This is a genomic window from Streptomyces sp. NPDC088706 (assembly GCF_044752765.1).
Taxonomy (GTDB): Bacteria; Actinomycetota; Actinomycetes; order Streptomycetales; family Streptomycetaceae; genus Streptomyces.
On the sequence record NZ_JBIVLW010000002.1, the window covers coordinates 489,176 to 506,694 of the forward strand.

A 17,519-nucleotide genomic window follows, 5' to 3' on the forward strand; every position below is an offset into this window, starting at 1 on the left:
CCTCCGGCCACAGGAGGCACCGGCGCAGTCAGGGCAGAGAGCGCCGGGTGCCTCGGTCCACTCTCCTGTGCGGGGAGAGCGGAGGTCTTGGTGAACTCATTGTGGACTAGACCAATTACCCCTGTCCATCGGTGTCCAGGACATTCTCCGGCCGCACACCGCACCCTGTCCATGGACATTCCGTGCGACAACGGCCTCCTTCCCCACGGCACGGCCCACCGGACCGATCGGTTCGAACACCTCCATTCACCCCGGGTACGCTCCACAGGTGCCCTCCATGAACGATCTCGTCCGCCAGCACACCGCCCTGAGCGACACCGACCTCGAGTGGCTCCACCTGCTGGTCTCGGAGTGGCAGCTGCTCTCCGACCTGTCCTTCGCCGACCTCGTGCTGTGGGTCCCCACCCGTGACGGCACGCGGTACGTCTCCGTCGCCCAGATGCGGCCCAACACCGGCCCCACCTCCTACCAGGACGACATGGTCGGCCACCTGGTGCCGCGTGGCCGCCGCCCGCTGCTCGACGCCGCCCTGGACGAGGGGCGGATCGTGCGCGAGGGCGACCCGGAGTGGCGCGAGGAGGTCCCCGTACGGGTCGAGTCCATCCCCGTACGCCGTGAGGGCCGGGTCCTCGGGGTGATCGCCCGCAACACCAACCTGCTCACCGTGCGCACCCCCTCCCGGCTGGAGCTCACCTACCTCCAGTCCGCCTCCGACCTGGCCCAGATGATCGCCGCCGGGGCCTTCCCCTTCCCCGGCCAGCAGGTCGACATGGACGCCTCCCCGCGCGTCGGCGACGGCCTGATCCGGCTGGACGCCGACGGGGTCGTGCAGTACGCCAGCCCCAACGGCCTCTCCGCCTACCACCGCCTCGGCCTCGCCTCCGACCTGGTCGGACACCACCTCGGCACCACCACGGCCGAACTGGCCCCCTCCCGGGGGCCGGTGGACGAGGCCCTGGTCAAGGTGGCCAGTGGGTACGCGCCGCGTGAGTTCGAGGTGGAGTGCGCGGGCGGGGTGATCCAGCTGCGGGCCATCCCGCTCAAGCCCAAGGGCGTCCGCATCGGCTCGCTGGTCCTGCTCCGGGACGTCACCGAACTCCGCCGCCGCGAACGCGAGTTGATCACCAAGGACGCGACCATCCGGGAGATCCACCACCGGGTGAAGAACAACCTCCAGACGGTGGCCGCCCTGTTGCGCCTCCAGGCCCGCCGGATGGATTCCGAACAGGGGCGCGAGGCGCTCAACGAGGCGGTGCGGCGCGTCGGTTCGATCGCCATCGTCCACGAGACGCTCTCCCAGAACCTGGACGAGCGCGTCGAGTTCGACGAGATCGCCGACCGGGTCATCGCGATGGTCTCCGAGATCTCACCCGGCAAGGTGACCTGCCGGCGCACCGGACGCTTCGGCATCCTCGAAGCCGAGGTCGCCACCCCGCTCTCCATGGTGCTCACCGAAGTCCTGCAGAACGCCCTGGAACACGCGTTCACCGTGGCGGATCAGGGGACGGTGGAGGTCTCCGCCGTGCGCGGCGGCTCGCCCACCGAGGGCCGGCTGCTCATCACCGTCACCGACGACGGGCGCGGTCTGCCCGAGGGGTTCGACCCGCAGCGGGCCGGCAATCTGGGACTCCAGATCGTACGGACGCTGGTGGAGGGGGAGTTGGGCGGCACCTTCGGCATGGTCCCGGCGCCGGAGCGCGGCACCCAGGTGGTGCTGGACCTGCCGGTCCGGGGCGACAAGTAGGAGCGGATACCGCAGGCGCACACAGCGGAGCGGGCCCGGACCGTGGTGACGGTCCGGGCCCGCTCCGTGATGCTCACGATGCGATGCGCTCCGGGGTACTGCGCGCTGCGACTCGAAGGCGGGGCTGTGCGTACGCTCTGTACGCGCCGCCGGGCTGAGGCGTGTTCGTGGGGGCGTCGGTCAGGCGCTGGCGTTACGCGCCCGGTTGCGAGCGGCGCGGCGCTTCATCGCGCGGCGCTCGTCCTCGCTGAGGCCACCCCAGACGCCGGAGTCCTGGCCGGACTCGAGCGCCCACTGCAGGCACTGCTCCATGACGGGGCAGCGACGGCAGACGGCCTTGGCTTCCTCGATCTGCAGCAGCGCAGGACCGGTGTTGCCGATGGGGAAGAACAGCTCGGGGTCTTCCTCACGACAAACGGCGTTGTGACGCCAGTCCATGGCTGCTACCTCTCCTTGGTATTACACGCTTGTTGCTTGTGAATGTGAACGCTTTCACGAATCCCCCCGCAGATGACGGGCCGACTCCCAGAAGTACTGGGTGTGGTCTGTGATGGTGAGGAGGGGTTCTGGCTCTCAGTGGAGGCCGGTGTTGCGGGCCGTCCCGATCGCCATGTAGAGATTCGCAAACCTCGGCGGCGGATACAACCCCTTCTGGAAAGTTTTTTTTGATTCCTCGGTGTCGACTAGGTCACAGCCGCACTTCTAAGGGGTGGGGGCCAGTCCAAACGTTCGAGTTAAAGGACTTTGAGCCCTTCCACTCACACAATCACACGCAGTGCACGGCGTACGCCTGTGAACGTCACGCTCGTACGCAGTCCCAGGTGGTCGCCGTCCATCTGGAAGGGCAGTGGGACCTTTGAATGCAAGGTGAAGTCCGTGAGGTCATGCAGTGAAACGGCGTGCTTCCCACGCGGTCCTCTGTCAGGGCTGGAAGTGAGCAGCTGGGTGCCGTACCGGGCCACCGCCGTGGTCGACAGACGCTTCAGCCCGAGGACGTCGAGAGCGGTGTCGAAGGAGGCCCTGGGGGAGGCGTACACCGGACGATTCCCCAGGTAGGTCCAGGGGGCGGTGTTGCAGATTATGGAAAGGGCGAGGTCGGTGACGGGGTCCTGGCCGGGCACGTCGAGCGTGATCGTCCCGTGTCTGCGGTGGGTGTCGTCGAGGAACTGCCGTACCACTTGGCGCACATACAGCGCGTGGGTCGACCGCTTGCCGTGCTCGCGTTTCTGTTCGACCCGGCCGACCACTCCGGCGTCGAAGCCGAGGCCGGCACAGAAAGTGAACCAGCGTTCGGGGACGGACTCGTCGTCGGTGCCCGGGGTGCCGGCCGCGAGGCCGAGACCCACCGTGCGCTCGCGCCGGTTCTCCAGGGCGTCCAGGATCGCGCCCGTCGCCTCCACCGCGTCGTTGGGCAGCCCCAGGGCGCGCGCGAAGACATTGGTGGAGCCGCCGGGGACCACGGCGAGCCTCGGCAGGCCCTCCGGGTCCGGCCCCCGGTGCAGCAGACCGTTCACGACCTCGTTCACCGTGCCGTCGCCGCCGAGGGCGACCACCAGGTCGATGTCGTCGCTGTAGGCCGCCCTGCGCCCCAGGTCCCGCGCGTGACCCCGGTACTCCGTGGTCACCGCCTCCAGCTTCATCTCGCTGGCCAGGGCGTGGATGAGAACGTCCCGGGTGCGTGCACTGGTGGTGGTAGCTGCCGGGTTGACCACGAGGAGTGCGCGCATGCCCGCCAGAGTACCTACCGGGCGGTTCGGGCCTGAAGTCGCGGTTCACCGGGCTCCTGGGCAGTCACGCTCCGTGATCCCCTCCTCTGGGGAGGCCGGGCCGGCTGCCGCGGGCCTGGGTGTGACGTGTGCCCGCGGGCCTGTACGTGACGTGTGCCCGCGGGCCTGCACGTGAGGCGCCCCGAGGCCGGGCGCATGCGCGCCCCGGGCCCGGACGGGATGCGCGCCCCGGGCCCGTACGTGATGTGCGCCGCGCCCACGCACCCCGGCTTCACTTACCGCCCCCGGGGATGCCAACCTGAAAGGCGTGAGCACTCAAGCGACCTCGTCCACCCCCTCGCCGGCCGCGACCGGCCGCCCGCGCAGGATCACGGCCCTCGCCGGGATCAACGCCCTGGAAGGTGCCGCGCTCGCCATCAGCGGGCTCTACCTGCTGGTCACGGGGGTGCTCGGCCGCCCCGACAGTCCGCAGCAGGCGGAGACGGTCGGCATCACGCTGATCGCGCTGGGCGCCATCCCGCTGGTCGCCGCCCGCGGACTGATGCTGCTGCGCGGCTGGAGCCGGGGTCCGGCGCTGATCACCCAGATCATGGCGCTGCCGGTGGCCTGGACGCTGCTGCGTTCCCAGGGCGCGCTGATCCCCGCGGGGATCGTCCTGGCGGCGGTGGCCGTGACCGGTCTGACGCTCGTCCTGAACCCCGCGACCACCCGGATCCTGGGCCTGCGCAGGGGCGCCGGGGCGAACCCCGAGGGCTGAGGCCGCCGGGCCTGCCGGGGGGAGCGGGCGGTCTACTCCTCGACGAGCAGGCGCTCGCGGAGCTGGGCCAGGGTGCGGGCCAGCAGCCGGGAGACGTGCATCTGCGAGATGCCGACCTCCTGGGCGATCTGCGACTGGGTCATGTTCCCGAAGAACCGCAGCAGCAGGATCCGCTTCTCGCGCGGCGGCAGGTCCTCCAGGAGCGGCTTGAGCGACTCGCGGTACTCCACGCCCTCCAGCGCCTCGTCCTCCGAGCCCAGCGTGTCCGCGACGGCGGGGGACTCGTCGTCGGTGTCCGGCACGTCCAGCGAGAGCGTGCTGTACGCGTTGGCCGACTCCAGGCCCTCCAGCACCTCCTCCTCGGAGATGCCGAGCCGCTCGGCCAGCTCGTGCACGGTCGGGGAGCGGCCGTGCTGCTGGGAGAGCTCCGCGGTGGCCGTGGTCAGCGACAGCCGCAGCTCCTGGAGGCGCCGTGGCACCCGAACCGCCCAGCCCTTGTCCCGGAAGTGGCGCTTGATCTCGCCGACGACCGTGGGGGTCGCGTACGTGGAGAACTCCACGCCCCGGTCCGGGTCGAACCGGTCCACCGACTTGATCAGCCCGATCGTGGCGACCTGCGTGAGGTCGTCCAGCGGCTCCCCGCGGTTGCGGAAGCGCCGGGCCAGGTGCTCGACCAGCGGCAGATGCATCCGCACCAGCCGGTTGCGCAGCTCCGCCTTCTCCGCGGAGCCGTCGGGAAGCTCCCGCAACTCGACGAACAGGGCCCGGGCCCCGCTGCGGTCGTGTGGATCGTGGTGCCCGTGCTCGCTCATCTGGCCCGCCCGCTCTGCCTGCGACTGCTCCACCGCGACGTTGAGCCCCTGGGACCCGTCCGCTCCGTCCACCGGATGCGGCCGGGCCTGTTGCTCCGGGATGCCCGCTGGGCGCACCACCCCGGGTCGGATCGTCTCGTCCCGCACAGGACCGTCCCCGTTCCCCTCGCTCACGCCGGCCCGGGGCCCGCGCCGCGCTGTTTGTAGAGGCTGATGCTGACCGTACGGTCGTCGGCGACCGTCGAGTCGACCTTGCCGGCCAGCGCGGAGAGCACCGTCCAGGCGAAGGTGTCACGCTCGGGTGCGCGGCCGTCCGTCGTAGGGGCCGACACCGTCACCTCGAGAGAGTCGTCGATGAGACGGAAGACGCAGCTGAGGACGGAGCCGGGTACGGCCTGCTGAAGCAGGATCGCGCAGGCCTCGTCGACCGCGATGCGAAGATCCTCGATCTCGTCGAGAGTGAAGTCCAAACGCGCTGCGAGACCGGCCGTGGCCGTTCGCAGCACCGACAGGTAGGCACCCGCAGCGGGCAGCCGGACCTCTACGAAGTCCTGATTCCCGGGCTCGCCTGCGATCTGGGACACCCTCACCTCCAAGGTGGCACAAACTCTTTCGAGGTTCCGGGAAGGGTGGCCCGGAGCCATGCGGTCGGTCGACGGTTCTCAGCTCGGCGACGCTATCGGATCCATGATGCCGTGTCGCCCGGACCCCATCCCCCGGCCGTCACTCATGGTAAACCCACGAGTACGCACAGTGGCTAGGGGTCTGCGGCGTCCAATTACGAAGAACCGGCGCCGGATTGACGTACCCAGACGTCAGACGATCGAACCGTCCTCGAAGCACCAGCGCCAGCCCTCGCCCGGCTCGAAGCTCCGCATCACCGGGTGACCGGTCTCCCGGAAGTGCCCGGTGGCGTGCCGCAGGGGTGAGGAATCGCAGCAGCCGACGTGCCCGCAGGTCAGGCAGAGCCGCAGCTGTACGGGGTGGGTGCCCGCGGCCCGGCACTCGGGGCAGGTCTCCCCGAGCGGCACCGGCTCGGGGCGTGGCAGTTCCGCTACATGCGCACACTCGCTCATGATGGGCAGGTTACGACGGATCCGAGGACGGTGAGATGGACGCGTTGCCGCTGGTGGCGCTGGTCGCGGCCAGTGCGGCGGTTGCCGGTGCCGCGCGCCGCACCCCGGTCCCCGCCCCGCTGGTCCTGGTCGCCGTGGGCCTTGTCGCGGGCCTGCTGCCGGGCGTTCCGACGTACCACCTGGACGCGCACATCGTGCTCCCGCTGCTGCTGCCACCGCTGCTCCACACGGCGGCCGTCGACAGCTCCTACCTGGACCTGCGGGCCAACATCCGGCCGGTCGCGCTGCTCTCCGTGGGGTACACCCTCTTCGCCACCGTCGCCGTGGGCTGGCTGGCGTACCTCGTGATCCCGGAGTTGCCGCTCACCGCCGCGCTCGTGCTGGGGGCCGTCGTCGCGCCGCCGGACGCCGTGACGGCCGCCGCGATCGCGCGCCGGGTGGGGCTGCCCGCCCGGGTCACGACCATCCTTCAGGGTGAGTCGCTGGTGAACGACGCCACGGCGATCACCGCGTTCCGGGTGGCGCTCGCGGCGGCGGTGGGGGAGGGGATGAGCTGGGGAGCCGGGATCGCGGAGTTCCTGCTGGCGGCGGTCGGCGGGGTCGGGGTCGGGCTGCTGCTGATGGTGCCGCTGCACTGGTTGCGCACCCACCTGAAGGAGGCCCTTCTCCAGAACACGCTCTCTCTTCTGATCCCGTTCGTGGCGTACGCGGCGGCCGAACGGGTGCACGCCTCCGGAGTGCTCGCCGTGGTCGTCGTCGCCCTCTATCTGGGGCACCGGTCCTGGCAGGTCGACTTCGCCACCCGCCTCCAGGAGGCCGCGGTGTGGAAGATGGTCGCCTTCATCCTGGAGTCCGCGGTCTTCGCCCTGATCGGGTTGCAACTGCCCTTCGTACTGAAGGGGCTCGAAGCGGGCGGCGCGGCGGAGGCGCTCGGATACGCGGCCATCGTGTTCGTCGCGGTCGTCGTGGTCCGCTTCATCTGGGTCTACCCGGCCACGTACCTCCCCCGGTAACTCTCCCGACGCGTACGGGAACGGGAGCCGGGCACCGACTGGACCGCACCCCTGATCGTCGGCTGGGCGGGCATGCGCGGGGTCGTCTCGCTCGCCGTCGCCTTCTCCATCCCGCTGACCACACAGGACGGCGAGCCCTTCCCGGGCCGCAACCTGGTGCTCTTCCTGACCTTCACCACCGTCATCGCCACGCTGGTGGTCCAGGGCCTGACCCTGCCCGTCCTCGTCCGCGTACTGAAGCTGCCGGGGCGCGACCCGCAGACCGAGACCCTCATCGAGGCGCAGGCCCAGAGCGAGGCGTCGGTGGCCGCCGAGGCCCGCCTGGACGAGCTGCTCGCCGACCCGCACAACAGCCTGCCCCCGCCACTGGCGGACCGGCTGCGCACCGTGCTGGAGCGCCGCCGCAACGCCGTGTGGGAGCGGCTGGGAACGGCCGACCCGGTCACGGGGGAGTCGGCGGACGACACCTACCGCCGGCTCTCCCGCGAGATGATCGAGGCCGAGCGGGAGGTCTTCGTCCGGCTCCGGGACGAGCGGCGGATCGACGACGAGATGCTGCGTACGCTGCTGCGCCGACTGGACCTGGAGGAGGCGGCCGCCTACCGGGAGACGGACGACTCCTGAGGGGCCGGCGCCTCGGGGGTGCCGGTGATCACGGCGGTCACCCGGGTGCCTGGCGCGAACCCGCCCTCCCTCGCCAGGGCCGTCAGCGCGAACAGCAGCTTGGCGACGTAGACCCGCTCCACCGGCAGTCCGTGCCGGTCCTCGAAGTCGGCGGCGAAGGCGTCCAGTTCCGGGGTCGTACGGGCGTAGCCGCCGAAGGTGAAGCGCTCGTCGAGGGACCAGTTCCCGGCCGGTCCGCCGAACGCCTCCTGCTGGAGCGCGCTGACGGCCGCCCCGAGGAAGCCGCCGCGCAGCACCGGTACGCCGAGGGCGCGCTGCCCGCCGTCCAGCCCGGCCGCCAGTCCGGCCAGGGTGCCACCGGTCCCGCAGGCCACGGCCGCCACATCGGTGTGCCCGCGCAACTCGCGCCCCAGCGCTGCACAGCCCTGTGCGGCCAGCGCGTTGCTGCCGCCCTCCGGGATCACCTCCACGTCCCCGAACAGGCTCAGCAGCCCCTTCAGGACCTCGGGTGAGTGCTTCTCCCGGTAGGTCCCGCGGTCCACGAAGTGCAGCCGCATGCCGTCGGCGGCGCACCGGGCCAGCGAGGGGTTGAGCGGCCGGTGGGCCAGTTCGTCGCCGCGCACCACGCCGATGGTGGCGAACCCCAGCAGCCGACCGGCCGCCGCGGTGGCCCGCAGATGGTTGGAGTACGCGCCGCCGAACGTCAGCACGGTCCGCCCGGCGGCCGCCTCCAGGTTGAGAGCGAGTTTGCGCCACTTGTTGCCCGGCAGGTCGGGATGGATCAGGTCGTCCCGCTTGAGGAGCAGGGCCACCCCGCGCCGGGCGAAGCGCTCGTCCCGGAGCTCCCGCAGCGGGGACGGCACCCGGGGTCGCGGGAGGGTCGCGGGGCGGGGCGGGTGGTTCACCCCTCCATTGTGGCGCCATGTGCCCCGACCGAAGGCCGATTAGTCACACTCTTTTGTGTAATGGCGGGCCGCGTCCTCCTGCTGAAAGGCTTCTCCACGCAGGTCAGCCCATGATCGAAAGGACGTCAGATGTCCGTTGGTGAAGAGGTTCGTGACACGCAGGCGACGCCGCAGCAGAGTCTGGGGACGGCGGCCGCGCGGAACCTCGCCACGACCACCAAGTCCGCGCCGCAGATGCAGGAGATCACCTCGCGGTGGCTGCTGAAGATGCTGCCGTGGGTGCAGGTGCAGGGCGGTACGTACCGGGTGAACCGTCGGCTCAGCTATTCGGTCGGTGACGGCCGGGTGACGTTCGTCCAGACCGGGGGCCGGGTGTCCGTGATCCCCGCCGAGCTGGGGGAGCTGCCCGCTCTGCGCAATTTCGGGGACGAGGAGGTCCTCGCCGAGCTCGCCCGCAGGTGTGAGCAGCGGGACGTGGCAGCGGGAGAGGTGCTCGCCGCCTCGGGGGACGCGGCGGACCGGGTCTTCCTGCTGGCGCACGGAAAGGTGGCGAAGATCGGCTCCGGTCTCTACGGGGACGAGACGGAGCTCGAAGTGCTCGCCGACGGGGCGTACTTCGGCGACCAGAGCCTGGTCGACGGTGACGCCGTCTGGGAGTACACCGCCCGCGCGGTCACCGCGTGCACGCTGCTGACGCTCAGCCGTGCCGACGTGTTCAACCTGGCGGAGCGGGCCGAGCCGCTCCGTGCCCATCTCGCCGGTCTGCTCTCCATCCCGCACCAGCGGACCAACCGGTACGGCGAAGCGGCGATCGATGTCTCCGCCGGGCATGTGGGCGAGGCCGTCGTCCCGCACACCTTCGTCGACTACGACGCCGCGCCCCGCGAGTACGAACTGAGCGTCGCGCAGACGGTGCTCAAGGTGCACAGCAGGGTCGCCGACCTCTACAACCAGCCGATGAACCAGACCGAGCAGCAGTTGCGGCTCACGGTCGAGGCGCTGCGCGAGCGCCAGGAGCACGAGCTGATCAACCACCGGGAGTTCGGCCTCCTCAACAACTGCGACTACGGCCAGCGGCTCCAGCCGCACGACGGGGTGCCCGGCCCCGACGACATGGACGAACTGCTCTCACGCCGGCGTGGATCGAAGCTCTTCCTCGCCCACCCGCGCGCCATCGCCGCCTTCGGCCGCGAGTGCAACCGGCGCGGACTGGTCCCCGAGAGCGTCGACATCGGCGGCCACCACGTGCCGGCCTGGCGCGGGGTGCCGATCTTCCCGTCCAACAAGATCCCGGTCACCGATGCCCGCACCACCTCCATCATCTGCATGAGGACCGGCGAGGCCGAACAGGGCGTCATCGGCCTCCAGCAGACCGGAATCCCGGACGAGATCGAGCCGAGCCTCTCGGTCCGCTTCATGGGCATCGACGAGCAGGCGATCATCTCCTACCTGGTGACCGCGTACTACTCCGCCGCCATCCTGGTACCGGACGCCCTCGGCGTGCTGGAGAACGTGGAGGTGAGCCGCTGGCGCTGACCCCGTGTCACCCCCCGGGGTGGCCCGGTCGGCCGACACCGGCCGGGCTCCCCGGGGGCCCGCCCCATCGCGCCGCCCCAGGGAGTGACCGTGACCATGACCAGTACGGACGCAGCGACGGAAGGGCACGAGGCCGCGGCGCTGCTGGAGCGCACCCGCCGGCTCGTCGACCCGCATCTGCGGTCGGCCGTGGCATCGCTGCCCGGTGGCATACGCCGGATCGCGATGTACCACTTCGGCTGGGAGAACGCCGACGGGACCCCCGCCGCCGGACAGGCGGGCAAGGCCATCCGGCCGGCGCTGGTGCTGGCCGCCGCCCGGGCGCTGGCCGGCGATCCGGAACACGCGGTGCGCGCCGCCGTCGCCGTCGAGCTGGCGCACAACTTCACCCTCCTGCACGACGACGTCATCGACGAGGACACCACGCGCAGACACCGGCCCACCGCCTGGGCCGTCTTCGGCGTCCCGGACGCGATCATCACCGGCGACGCCATGCTCGCCCTCGCCCAACGGCTGCTCGCCGAGGACGCCCACCCGGCCGCTCCGCAGGCCGCCGCCCGCCTCTCCTCCTGCGTCATCGAGCTCTGCGCGGGGCAGCAGGCCGACTGCGCTTTCGAGGGGCGCGGCCCGGACGAGGTCACCCTGGACGAGTGCCTGACCATGGCGACCGCCAAGACCGGGGCCCTGCTCGGCTGCGCCTGCGCGCTCGGCGCCCTCTACGCCGGCGCGGAGGACCGGGCGGTCCGCGCCATGGACGGCTTCGGGCGGGAGGCCGGCCTCTCGTTCCAGCTCATCGACGACCTGATCGGCATCTGGGGCGACCCGGCCCGCACCGGCAAGCCCGTCGGCGCGGATCTGACCGCCCACAAGAAGTCGCTGCCCGTCGTGGCGGCCCTGACCTCCGGCACCCAGGCGGCCGCCGAGCTCGCCGCGCTCTACCGGGGACCGATGACCACCGCCGCGGAGGTGGACCGCGCGGCCGACGCCGTGGACCGGGCCGGCGGCCGGGACTGGGCGCAGGTCTGCGCGGCCGACCGGATGGCCCGGGCGGTGCACCACCTCTCCCGGGCGATCCCCGACCCCGGCGCTGCCGGCGACCTGCTGGCCCTGGCCGAATTCGTCACCCGCCGGACCAACTGAGCGGCCTGCCCGGACCTGCCCCCGCCTCCCAACTCTAGTATTCCGGAGGTCGATCGAGCGTCGAGAGCAGCGGGTGAAGGGCGGGAGCCGGTGATGGGCATACGGATACAGCAGGCGGGCCAGGGCGACAGGGACCTGGTCGTGTCGGTCCTGGAGGAGGCCTTCCACCACGACCCGGTCAGCAGCTGGGTCTTCCCCGACGAGGCGCACCGGCGGGCGGTGCACGGCAGGTTCCTCGGCGTGTTCGCCGACGTCACCCTCGCCGAAGGACGCATCGATGTGGCGGACGACGGCGCCGCGGTGGCCCTGTGGCTGCCGGTGCCCGCCGGTGCGCCCGAGGAGGAGGACCCCACGCCCGCCCTGATGCGGCGGACGGCCGACCCCGACAACGAGCGGTGCGAACTGGTCGGGAGGCTGACCGGGAAGGTGCACCCGCACGACCGCGCCCACTCCTACCTGCTCATGATCGGCGTCCGCCCCCAGCGCCAGGGCGAGGGCGTCGGGGCCGAACTCGTCCGGGCCGAGCTGGACCGCTGCGACCGGGACGGCGTACCCGCCTATCTGGAGGCGAGCAGCGCCCGCAGCCGTACGCTCTACGAACGGCTCGGCTTCCACTTCCTGGGCAGTGCCGTCGAGCTGCCGGACGGCCCCTCGATGTGGCCCATGTGGCGTGAGCCGCAACCGGGTTGAGCCGTCGGTCGAGGGTGGCACGGGGACCGTACCGGGCAGGGGCTACAGTCCCTGCTCATGACAGATGAGTCGTGGGCCGGCTGGTACCGGGACCGGGACGGTTCCGACGCCGTCGTTCTCACCACGGACGGACAGCAGCTCCGGATCCGGATCAGAGGGGTCGACTTCGAGGGCGAGAGCTTCGACGACCTGGCACCGGTGGCGGGCACCCCTCCGGAGAGCGGGATGTTCGCCCTGGCGGACGGCGCGCTCACCGACTGCGTACTGGAGTGGGACCTCCCGCTGCCGGTCCTCGTCGAAGGCGTCCTGCGCCAGGCCACCCTCGGCTGTCTACTCTCCCTGCGCCGGACCGACCCGGACCTCTACCTCACCCTCCACCTGGACGGCGCGGCCTACGAGTCCGCCCGCGCCGAGAGTGACTTCGCCGCCGCCCTGACGGCGATCCAGCGCATCCTCCCGGACGGCATCCAGCTCCAGACCTGCATCGCCTGCGCCTTCTCCGACTACTTCCCGGCCTTGGGCCGCGGCCTCTCCGGCGGCCTCGCCTGCTTCCGCGGCGCCAAGGACGCCTACCGGGACACGGAGGGCGAGGACGCCGTGCTGGACCTGTGGGACCGGCGTACCGGGTTCGTCCAGGAGATCTGGAGCTGCGAGGAGTTCGAGGTGCGCCCGGTCAAGGGCGCCGGGACCGGCCACCGGGGGGCCTTCCCCCTCGAACCGGCCTGAGCCCCGACGCCCTTCCGACCCGCCCGCCCTGCCCCTTTCCGCAACTCCGGTACAGGGCAGAGCTGTTCCGGCAGCCGGGAGACGAGTCAGGAGGCCCGGGTGACGAGTCAGGAGGGCCGGGCGACGAGTCAGGAGGCCACCGCCGTACGGCAGCGGCCCACGCCGCACAGGGCCGTTCCGCGTCCGGAACGGCCCTGCGCTCATGCGGGTGGTGCGGTCGGTGCGCCCGAGGTCAGCGGGCGGTACGGGCCAGAGCGGCCGCGAAGCCGTTCTGCCAGAGGTAGTTCACCCGCGCCCGCTCGTTCGCGTCCGGCTGGGCGTTGGTGCACGACGGGCCGGGGCCCCCGCCGGACATCAGCTGGCTGCACGGACCGGAGTAGGTGTCCGGCAGACCGAGCACGTGCCCGGTCTCGTGAGTGGTGACGCGGGTCGAGTTGTACTGCTGGTTCTGCCGGTAGTCCAGGAAGATGAAGCCCCGGCCGTGCCCGTTGGTCGAGGCGTACGAGCCGCGCGGGTCGTTGCCCTCGCGGTAGGTGAAGTCGGCCCTGGAGCCTTCCTGGAGCCGTACGTTGGTGACCGAGCTGTTCCAGATCCGGGTGCTGTTGGCTATCTGGGTGCGGAAGCTCGGGGCACTGGCCGCACTGTAGGTGACGGTGACGGCCTGGGTGCCCGGGTTGGCGGCCCGCTTCTCGGCGACGGACTTCATGACCGCGTCGAAGAAGGCCCGGTTCGCGGCGGCGTTCTCACCCGACCCGTTGTACGCGGCGATGGTGGCGGGGGTGGAGACGGCAGGGGCAGGAGCGGCGGAGACCGCGGGAGCCGCGCCGAGCGTGGCGACGAGTCCGAGACCGGCGATGGCGGAGGCGATGGCGGTCTTGAGGTGTCTCATGGGGGATTTCTCCTACTGTCCGGTGAACCCGCGCCGTGGGGGTTGTCCGCTGAACGGACGGGGCGCGGGGCGGTACGGGGAGAGTGTGGGGGAGCGGACGCCCGCCGGGGATGATGCCAACCCCCGATAGCACCGCCCTATCCCCGCGACCGCCGAAAGGCCCGCCCTCGGGCCCGCCGGGCCGCGTCATCCTGACATCGCTCGATGTCGTACCGCCCAACACTCCCTGAATTAACGCCCTTTGATGGGGTTGTAGCCGCTGGTGCCACAGGTGCGGCCGGTCGTAGTCTCCGCTCCATGGAGCTTGAGGTGAGGCACCTCAGGGCGCTGTGCGCCATCGCCGACGCGGGCAGTCTGCACCAGGCCGCCCGTCGTCTCGGCGTGAGCCAGCCCTCCCTGACCACCCAGCTGCGGCGGATCGAGAACTCGCTGGGCGCCGAGCTGTTCCGCCGCGAACGCACCGGCTGCCGCCCGACCCCCCTGGGGCGGGCCGTCCTCAGCCGGGCCCGGCCGCTCGTCGACGGGATGAACGCCCTGGTCAGCCACGCCCTGGCGGAGGTCGACGCCAACCGGTCCCGGGGGCCCCGGCTGCGCATCGGCTCCACCGCGAGCCGGGTCATCGGGGGCTGGCTCCGCAGGCTGCGGGTCGCCCTGCCCGGTACGGAGATCTCCCTGCGGGTCGACGTCTCGGCCCACGCCCTCCTGCGCTCGGTCGAGGCGGGCCGGCTGGACGTCGCCTTCGTGCACGAGGTGGAGGGCAGTCCGCTGGCCCTCCCGGACGGCCTGGACCAGCGGGTACTCCTGGACCGCGAACCGCAGTTCATCTCCCTGTCCCGGGACCACCCGGCCGCCCGCCGCAGCGTCGTGGCGCTCGGGGACCTCGCCGGGGACCGGTGGATGGTCGACCCGACGGTGGACGGCGAGTGGGACGGGGTGCGGCGGGTGCTCGGTGCCGCCGGGCTGGACCCGCCGGTCCTGCACGGGGACTACCTCACCGCCGCCTCCCTCGTCGTACTGGGCGAGGCCGTCGCGCCCTGCCAGCCCACCTCCGGACCGCGCGAGGACATGGCGATCCGCCCGCTGCTGGGCGACCCGCTCGCCGTCCGGCTGCTCCTGGTCTCCCGGCCGGAGACGGACACCTCGGTGGCGTACGCGGAACTGGAGGCGGCCTACATGGAGGCGGCCCGGCGGTCCAGCGGCTACTACGCGTGGCTGCTGCGCCACCGCAGCCCGCTCGCCCGCACCCCGTGACCTCGGAGAGTTCCCCGTTCCGCTGACAGCGTCCAGGTGTTCCCCGGGGCGGCCGGAGCGGGCAGGCTCGGTCCATGCGACTACTGATGCTGGGCGGTACGGAGTTCGTCGGACGGGCTGTCACCGAGGCCGCGCTGGAGCGGGACTGGCGGGTCACCGTCTTCCACCGCGGCCACCACGCCCCGCCGCCGGGCGTGGACGTGCTGACGGGCGACCGCACGGGCGGGCGGCAGGGCCTGGTGGCGCTGGCGGACCGCACGGGCGACTGGGACCTGGTGGTCGACACCTGGAGCGGGGCGCCCGCCGCCGTACGCGACGCCGCCCGGCTCCTGGCCGGTCGCGCGGGCCACTACACGTACGTCTCCAGCCGTTCGGTGTACGCCCATCCCGCGCCGGCCGGGCTGGACGAGGACGGGCCGCTGGTGACCGGGGCGTCACCCGACGAGGACGGCGCGGACGGTGACGTGCCGTACGACCGGGCCAAGCGCGGTGGCGAGCTGGCGGCCCTCGACGCCTTCGGGGACCGGGCGCTGCTGGCACGGGCGGGGCTGATCATCGGACCCGGGGAGAACATCGGACGGCTGCCCTGGTGGCTGACGCGGATCGCCCGTGGTGGCCCGGTGATCGCCCCCGGCCCGCGCACCGCAGGCCTCCAGTACGTCGACGCCCGCGACCTGGCGGGCTGGATCCTGGACGCCGGGGCCGCCGGACTGCACGGTGCGTACAACACGGTCAGCCGCCCCGGCCACGCCACCATGGGCGAACTGCTCGACGCCTGCGTCCAGGTCACGGGCTCCGACGCCGAGCTGCGCTGGACGGACCCGGACGCCCTGCTGGCCGCCGGGGTCGAGCCCTGGATCGGGCTGCCGATCTGGCTGCCGGAGGGGGAGTTGTACGACACCCTGTTCCTGGGCGGCCACGCCAGGGCCGAGGCCGCGGGGCTGCGCTGCCGGCCGGTCGAGGAGACCGTGGCCGACACCTGGGCCTGGCTGCGCGAGTGCGGTGGTACCGCACCCCAGCGGCCGGACCGGCCGATCGTCGGCCTCGATCCCCGCCTGGAGGAGAAGCTGCTGGCCCGATGAAGCCTCCGCCGGATCGGCACCCAGCTATAGGCCGACAGATAGGGGTAAATGCAATCCATCCGGCGCGTCATAACAAATGACTAATATTAAAGATGCATATTGCGCGGCATGGAACAACAGGCGCGCAGGCGCGGCAACGCGATCCGGGTGGCCGGGACGGTGGCCACGGCCGTGGCGATGGTGGGCGGGCTGGCCCCGGCCGCGGTCGCCGACCCGCTGCCGGGCGGGCTCGGCCCCTGCCTCGGCGACAGGTGCCCGTCCGTCTGGCACGACCCCGGCAGTGGATCGGTCGTGGGTTTCGACGGCAACGTCAACATCTACGTCGGCGGGGACTTCCTGGTCCGGGAGGCCGCCGCCGAGGCCGAGGGGAAGATCGTCACCCTCGGCCGGTTCGACATGGACAAGCGGCCCGAGGCCTCGCGGATCTACAACGTCGGTGTCGCGGGCGTCGGTTCGCGGGTTCCCCCGCCGGACGGCTCCGACCATCTGACGGTGGGCGGGGACGTCACCATCGCCGCCGGTAAACGCCTCCTCGCCGAGGAAGGCGACCACGCGGGCCGTATCGCCCACGCGGGGGCCCTGACCGGCACGGTGAACCCCACGGGCGCTCCGCGCCGCGACCCGCAGGCCACCGCCCCGTTCACCGGCCTGCGCCCTCAGCTCACCGAGGCCAGCCGGTGCTACGCGTACGAAGGCGACGAGCACCGTGCGACCACCGGCAGGTGGGCGAGGTCCGGGGACACCTTCACCTTCACCGGGGACGGCGCATCGGCGATCCAGATCTTCGACGTGGACGCGGACCTGGTCTCCTCGACGGGCGGCAACGCGGGGTTCGCCTTCGACGCCATCCCCGACGGGGCGACCGTCCTGGTCAACGTCTACGGGAACACGCGCACCGTCGCCACGTTCATGGGCTCCCTCCCCGCCCCGGGGTTCGGCCGGCGCCTGCTGTGGAACTTCCCGGACGCGACGGACCTGACACTGAGCGGACCGGCCCAGTTCCAGGGCAGCGTGCTCGTCGGGCGGCCGACCAGCACCACCAGGCTGTCCATGAGCGGCACCAACGGCCGCTTCTACACCGCCGGTTCGCTGACCCATACCTCGTCCGGGGCCTCGGGCGGCCAGGAGCTCCACGCATACCCCTTCGACGGCGACCTCCCGACCTGCGCCCCGGACCCGACGCCGACGCCGACGGAACCGACCCCGGCCCCCACGGAACCGACCCCGACGCCCACCGGCCCCACGCCGACACCGACGTACCCCTCCCCGGCGCCGACGGACCCGACGCCCGCCCCCACCGAGCCCACGCCGGACCCCACCGAGCCGACGCCCGCCCCCACCGAGCCCACGCCGGACCCCACCGACACGCCGACGTGGCGGCCGAGCCCCTCGCCGTCCCACCCGGATGAACTGCCCGACACCGGATCGTGGGGCGGCGAGTGGATCACCGGGTCCATCGCGGCGGCGCTGGTGGCCACCGGCGGAGCGGTCCTCGTGGCCACGCGCCGGGCGCGCCGCCGCACCTCTGGCAGCGCCCGCTAGCGTGG

General features: G+C 72.0%; 16 protein-coding genes and 1 pseudogene. 10 read left to right on the forward strand and 7 right to left on the reverse strand.

The features are described 5' to 3' along the window. Window positions 1-277: 277 nt before the first annotated feature. Window positions 278-1,744, forward strand: coding sequence for a PAS domain-containing sensor histidine kinase (locus ACIQAK_RS07825; protein WP_366387398.1), 1,467 nt, complete (start codon window positions 278-280; stop codon window positions 1,742-1,744). Between the two features lie 180 nt (window positions 1,745-1,924). Here the strand turns inward: ACIQAK_RS07825 and ACIQAK_RS07830 are convergent, their stop codons facing one another. After that, on the reverse strand, window positions 1,925-2,182 hold the full coding sequence (locus tag ACIQAK_RS07830) for a WhiB family transcriptional regulator (RefSeq protein WP_003953983.1): 258 nt from the start codon (window positions 2,180-2,182) through the stop codon (window positions 1,925-1,927). Window positions 2,183-2,502: 320 nt separating this feature from the next. Beyond that, on the reverse strand, window positions 2,503-3,471 hold the full coding sequence (locus tag ACIQAK_RS07835; RefSeq protein ID WP_366387399.1) for a diacylglycerol kinase family protein: 969 nt from the start codon (window positions 3,469-3,471) through the stop codon (window positions 2,503-2,505). Window positions 3,472-3,778: 307 nt separating this feature from the next. Here ACIQAK_RS07835 and ACIQAK_RS07840 point away from each other — a divergent pair, with 307 nt between their 5' ends. After that, the gene (locus ACIQAK_RS07840) at window positions 3,779-4,228 is read left to right on the forward strand and encodes a hypothetical protein (protein ID WP_366387400.1); all 450 of its coding nucleotides are present in this window, start codon (window positions 3,779-3,781) and stop codon (window positions 4,226-4,228) included. A gap of 32 nt (window positions 4,229-4,260) precedes the next feature. On the opposite strand, the gene ACIQAK_RS07845 is transcribed toward ACIQAK_RS07840, so the two are convergent. From ACIQAK_RS07845 to ACIQAK_RS07855, 3 genes are all read right to left on the reverse strand, one after another. Then, window positions 4,261-5,187 (reverse strand): RNA polymerase sigma factor SigF, encoded by a 927-nt coding sequence (locus ACIQAK_RS07845; protein ID WP_366387401.1) that lies wholly within the window; start codon window positions 5,185-5,187, stop codon window positions 4,261-4,263. A 23-nt stretch (window positions 5,188-5,210) separates the two neighbouring features. Continuing rightward, on the reverse strand, window positions 5,211-5,624 hold the full coding sequence (locus tag ACIQAK_RS07850) for an anti-sigma regulatory factor (RefSeq protein WP_014048265.1): 414 nt from the start codon (window positions 5,622-5,624) through the stop codon (window positions 5,211-5,213). Window positions 5,625-5,855: 231 nt separating this feature from the next. Continuing rightward, window positions 5,856-6,116 carry a UBP-type zinc finger domain-containing protein gene (locus ACIQAK_RS07855; protein ID WP_366387402.1) on the reverse strand — a complete coding sequence of 87 codons (261 nt, stop codon included), beginning with the start codon at window positions 6,114-6,116 and terminating at the stop codon, window positions 5,856-5,858. 35 nt (window positions 6,117-6,151) lie between these two features. Between ACIQAK_RS07855 and ACIQAK_RS07860 the strand changes: the two are divergent. Beyond that, window positions 6,152-7,753: pseudogene (locus tag ACIQAK_RS07860) on the forward strand (Na+/H+ antiporter). Here ACIQAK_RS07860 and ACIQAK_RS07865 read toward each other — a convergent pair. Beyond that, window positions 7,729-8,658 (reverse strand): pyridoxal-phosphate dependent enzyme, encoded by a 930-nt coding sequence (locus ACIQAK_RS07865; protein WP_366387403.1) that lies wholly within the window; start codon window positions 8,656-8,658, stop codon window positions 7,729-7,731. The pseudogene ACIQAK_RS07860 and the gene ACIQAK_RS07865 overlap by 25 nt on opposite strands. Window positions 8,659-8,787: 129 nt before the next feature. On the opposite strand from ACIQAK_RS07865, the gene ACIQAK_RS07870 reads away from it, so the two are divergent. The 4 genes from ACIQAK_RS07870 (at window position 8,788) to ACIQAK_RS07885 (ending at window position 12,750) form a co-directional block, all read left to right on the forward strand. Next, the gene (locus ACIQAK_RS07870) at window positions 8,788-10,194 is read left to right on the forward strand and encodes a family 2B encapsulin nanocompartment shell protein (protein ID WP_366387404.1); all 1,407 of its coding nucleotides are present in this window, start codon (window positions 8,788-8,790) and stop codon (window positions 10,192-10,194) included. A gap of 96 nt (window positions 10,195-10,290) precedes the next feature. Further along, the gene (locus ACIQAK_RS07875; protein WP_366387405.1) at window positions 10,291-11,334 is read left to right on the forward strand and encodes a family 2 encapsulin nanocompartment cargo protein polyprenyl transferase; all 1,044 of its coding nucleotides are present in this window, start codon (window positions 10,291-10,293) and stop codon (window positions 11,332-11,334) included. 93 nt (window positions 11,335-11,427) lie between these two features. Beyond that, entirely contained in the window at window positions 11,428-12,024 is a 597-nt protein-coding gene (locus tag ACIQAK_RS07880) for a GNAT family N-acetyltransferase (RefSeq protein ID WP_366387406.1), read from the forward strand. A gap of 57 nt (window positions 12,025-12,081) precedes the next feature. Beyond that, a complete protein-coding gene (locus ACIQAK_RS07885; RefSeq protein ID WP_366387407.1) occupies window positions 12,082-12,750 on the forward strand; it encodes a DUF6304 family protein in 669 nt (222 codons plus the stop codon). A gap of 232 nt (window positions 12,751-12,982) precedes the next feature. Here the strand turns inward: ACIQAK_RS07885 and snpA are convergent, their stop codons facing one another. Continuing rightward, on the reverse strand, window positions 12,983-13,639 hold the full coding sequence (gene snpA / locus ACIQAK_RS07890) for a snapalysin (RefSeq protein ID WP_366387408.1): 657 nt from the start codon (window positions 13,637-13,639) through the stop codon (window positions 12,983-12,985). A gap of 297 nt (window positions 13,640-13,936) precedes the next feature. On the opposite strand from snpA, the gene ACIQAK_RS07895 reads away from it, so the two are divergent. The 3 genes from ACIQAK_RS07895 to ACIQAK_RS07905 all read left to right on the forward strand — a co-directional run bounded on the left by ACIQAK_RS07895 (window position 13,937) and on the right by ACIQAK_RS07905 (window position 17,514). Beyond that, window positions 13,937-14,890 carry a LysR family transcriptional regulator gene (locus tag ACIQAK_RS07895; RefSeq protein ID WP_366387409.1) on the forward strand — a complete coding sequence of 318 codons (954 nt, stop codon included), beginning with the start codon at window positions 13,937-13,939 and terminating at the stop codon, window positions 14,888-14,890. A gap of 74 nt (window positions 14,891-14,964) precedes the next feature. Then, window positions 14,965-15,972 carry an NAD-dependent epimerase/dehydratase family protein gene (locus ACIQAK_RS07900; RefSeq protein WP_366387410.1) on the forward strand — a complete coding sequence of 336 codons (1,008 nt, stop codon included), beginning with the start codon at window positions 14,965-14,967 and terminating at the stop codon, window positions 15,970-15,972. A 108-nt stretch (window positions 15,973-16,080) separates the two neighbouring features. Next, a complete protein-coding gene (locus tag ACIQAK_RS07905) occupies window positions 16,081-17,514 on the forward strand; it encodes a choice-of-anchor A family protein (RefSeq protein WP_366387411.1) in 1,434 nt (477 codons plus the stop codon). The last annotated feature ends 5 nt before the right edge of the window (window positions 17,515-17,519 follow it).

What these genes read in the sequence shown, in the direction of transcription:
- ACIQAK_RS07825 (WP_366387398.1), top strand. Translation starts at nt 278, where the DNA reads ATGAACGATCTCGTCCGCCAGCACACCGCCCTGAGCGACACCGACCTC.
- ACIQAK_RS07830 (WP_003953983.1), bottom strand. Translation starts at nt 2,182, where the DNA reads ATGGACTGGCGTCACAACGCCGTTTGTCGTGAGGAAGACCCCGAGCTG.
- ACIQAK_RS07835 (WP_366387399.1), bottom strand. Translation starts at nt 3,471, where the DNA reads ATGCGCGCACTCCTCGTGGTCAACCCGGCAGCTACCACCACCAGTGCA.
- ACIQAK_RS07855 (WP_366387402.1), bottom strand. Translation starts at nt 6,116, where the DNA reads ATGAGCGAGTGTGCGCATGTAGCGGAACTGCCACGCCCCGAGCCGGTG.
- ACIQAK_RS07870 (WP_366387404.1), top strand. Translation starts at nt 8,788, where the DNA reads ATGTCCGTTGGTGAAGAGGTTCGTGACACGCAGGCGACGCCGCAGCAG.
- ACIQAK_RS07875 (WP_366387405.1), top strand. Translation starts at nt 10,291, where the DNA reads ATGACCAGTACGGACGCAGCGACGGAAGGGCACGAGGCCGCGGCGCTG.
- ACIQAK_RS07880 (WP_366387406.1), top strand. Translation starts at nt 11,428, where the DNA reads ATGGGCATACGGATACAGCAGGCGGGCCAGGGCGACAGGGACCTGGTC.
- ACIQAK_RS07885 (WP_366387407.1), top strand. Translation starts at nt 12,082, where the DNA reads ATGACAGATGAGTCGTGGGCCGGCTGGTACCGGGACCGGGACGGTTCC.
- snpA (WP_366387408.1), bottom strand. Translation starts at nt 13,639, where the DNA reads ATGAGACACCTCAAGACCGCCATCGCCTCCGCCATCGCCGGTCTCGGA.
- ACIQAK_RS07895 (WP_366387409.1), top strand. Translation starts at nt 13,937, where the DNA reads ATGGAGCTTGAGGTGAGGCACCTCAGGGCGCTGTGCGCCATCGCCGAC.
- ACIQAK_RS07900 (WP_366387410.1), top strand. Translation starts at nt 14,965, where the DNA reads ATGCGACTACTGATGCTGGGCGGTACGGAGTTCGTCGGACGGGCTGTC.
- ACIQAK_RS07905 (WP_366387411.1), top strand. Translation starts at nt 16,081, where the DNA reads ATGGAACAACAGGCGCGCAGGCGCGGCAACGCGATCCGGGTGGCCGGG.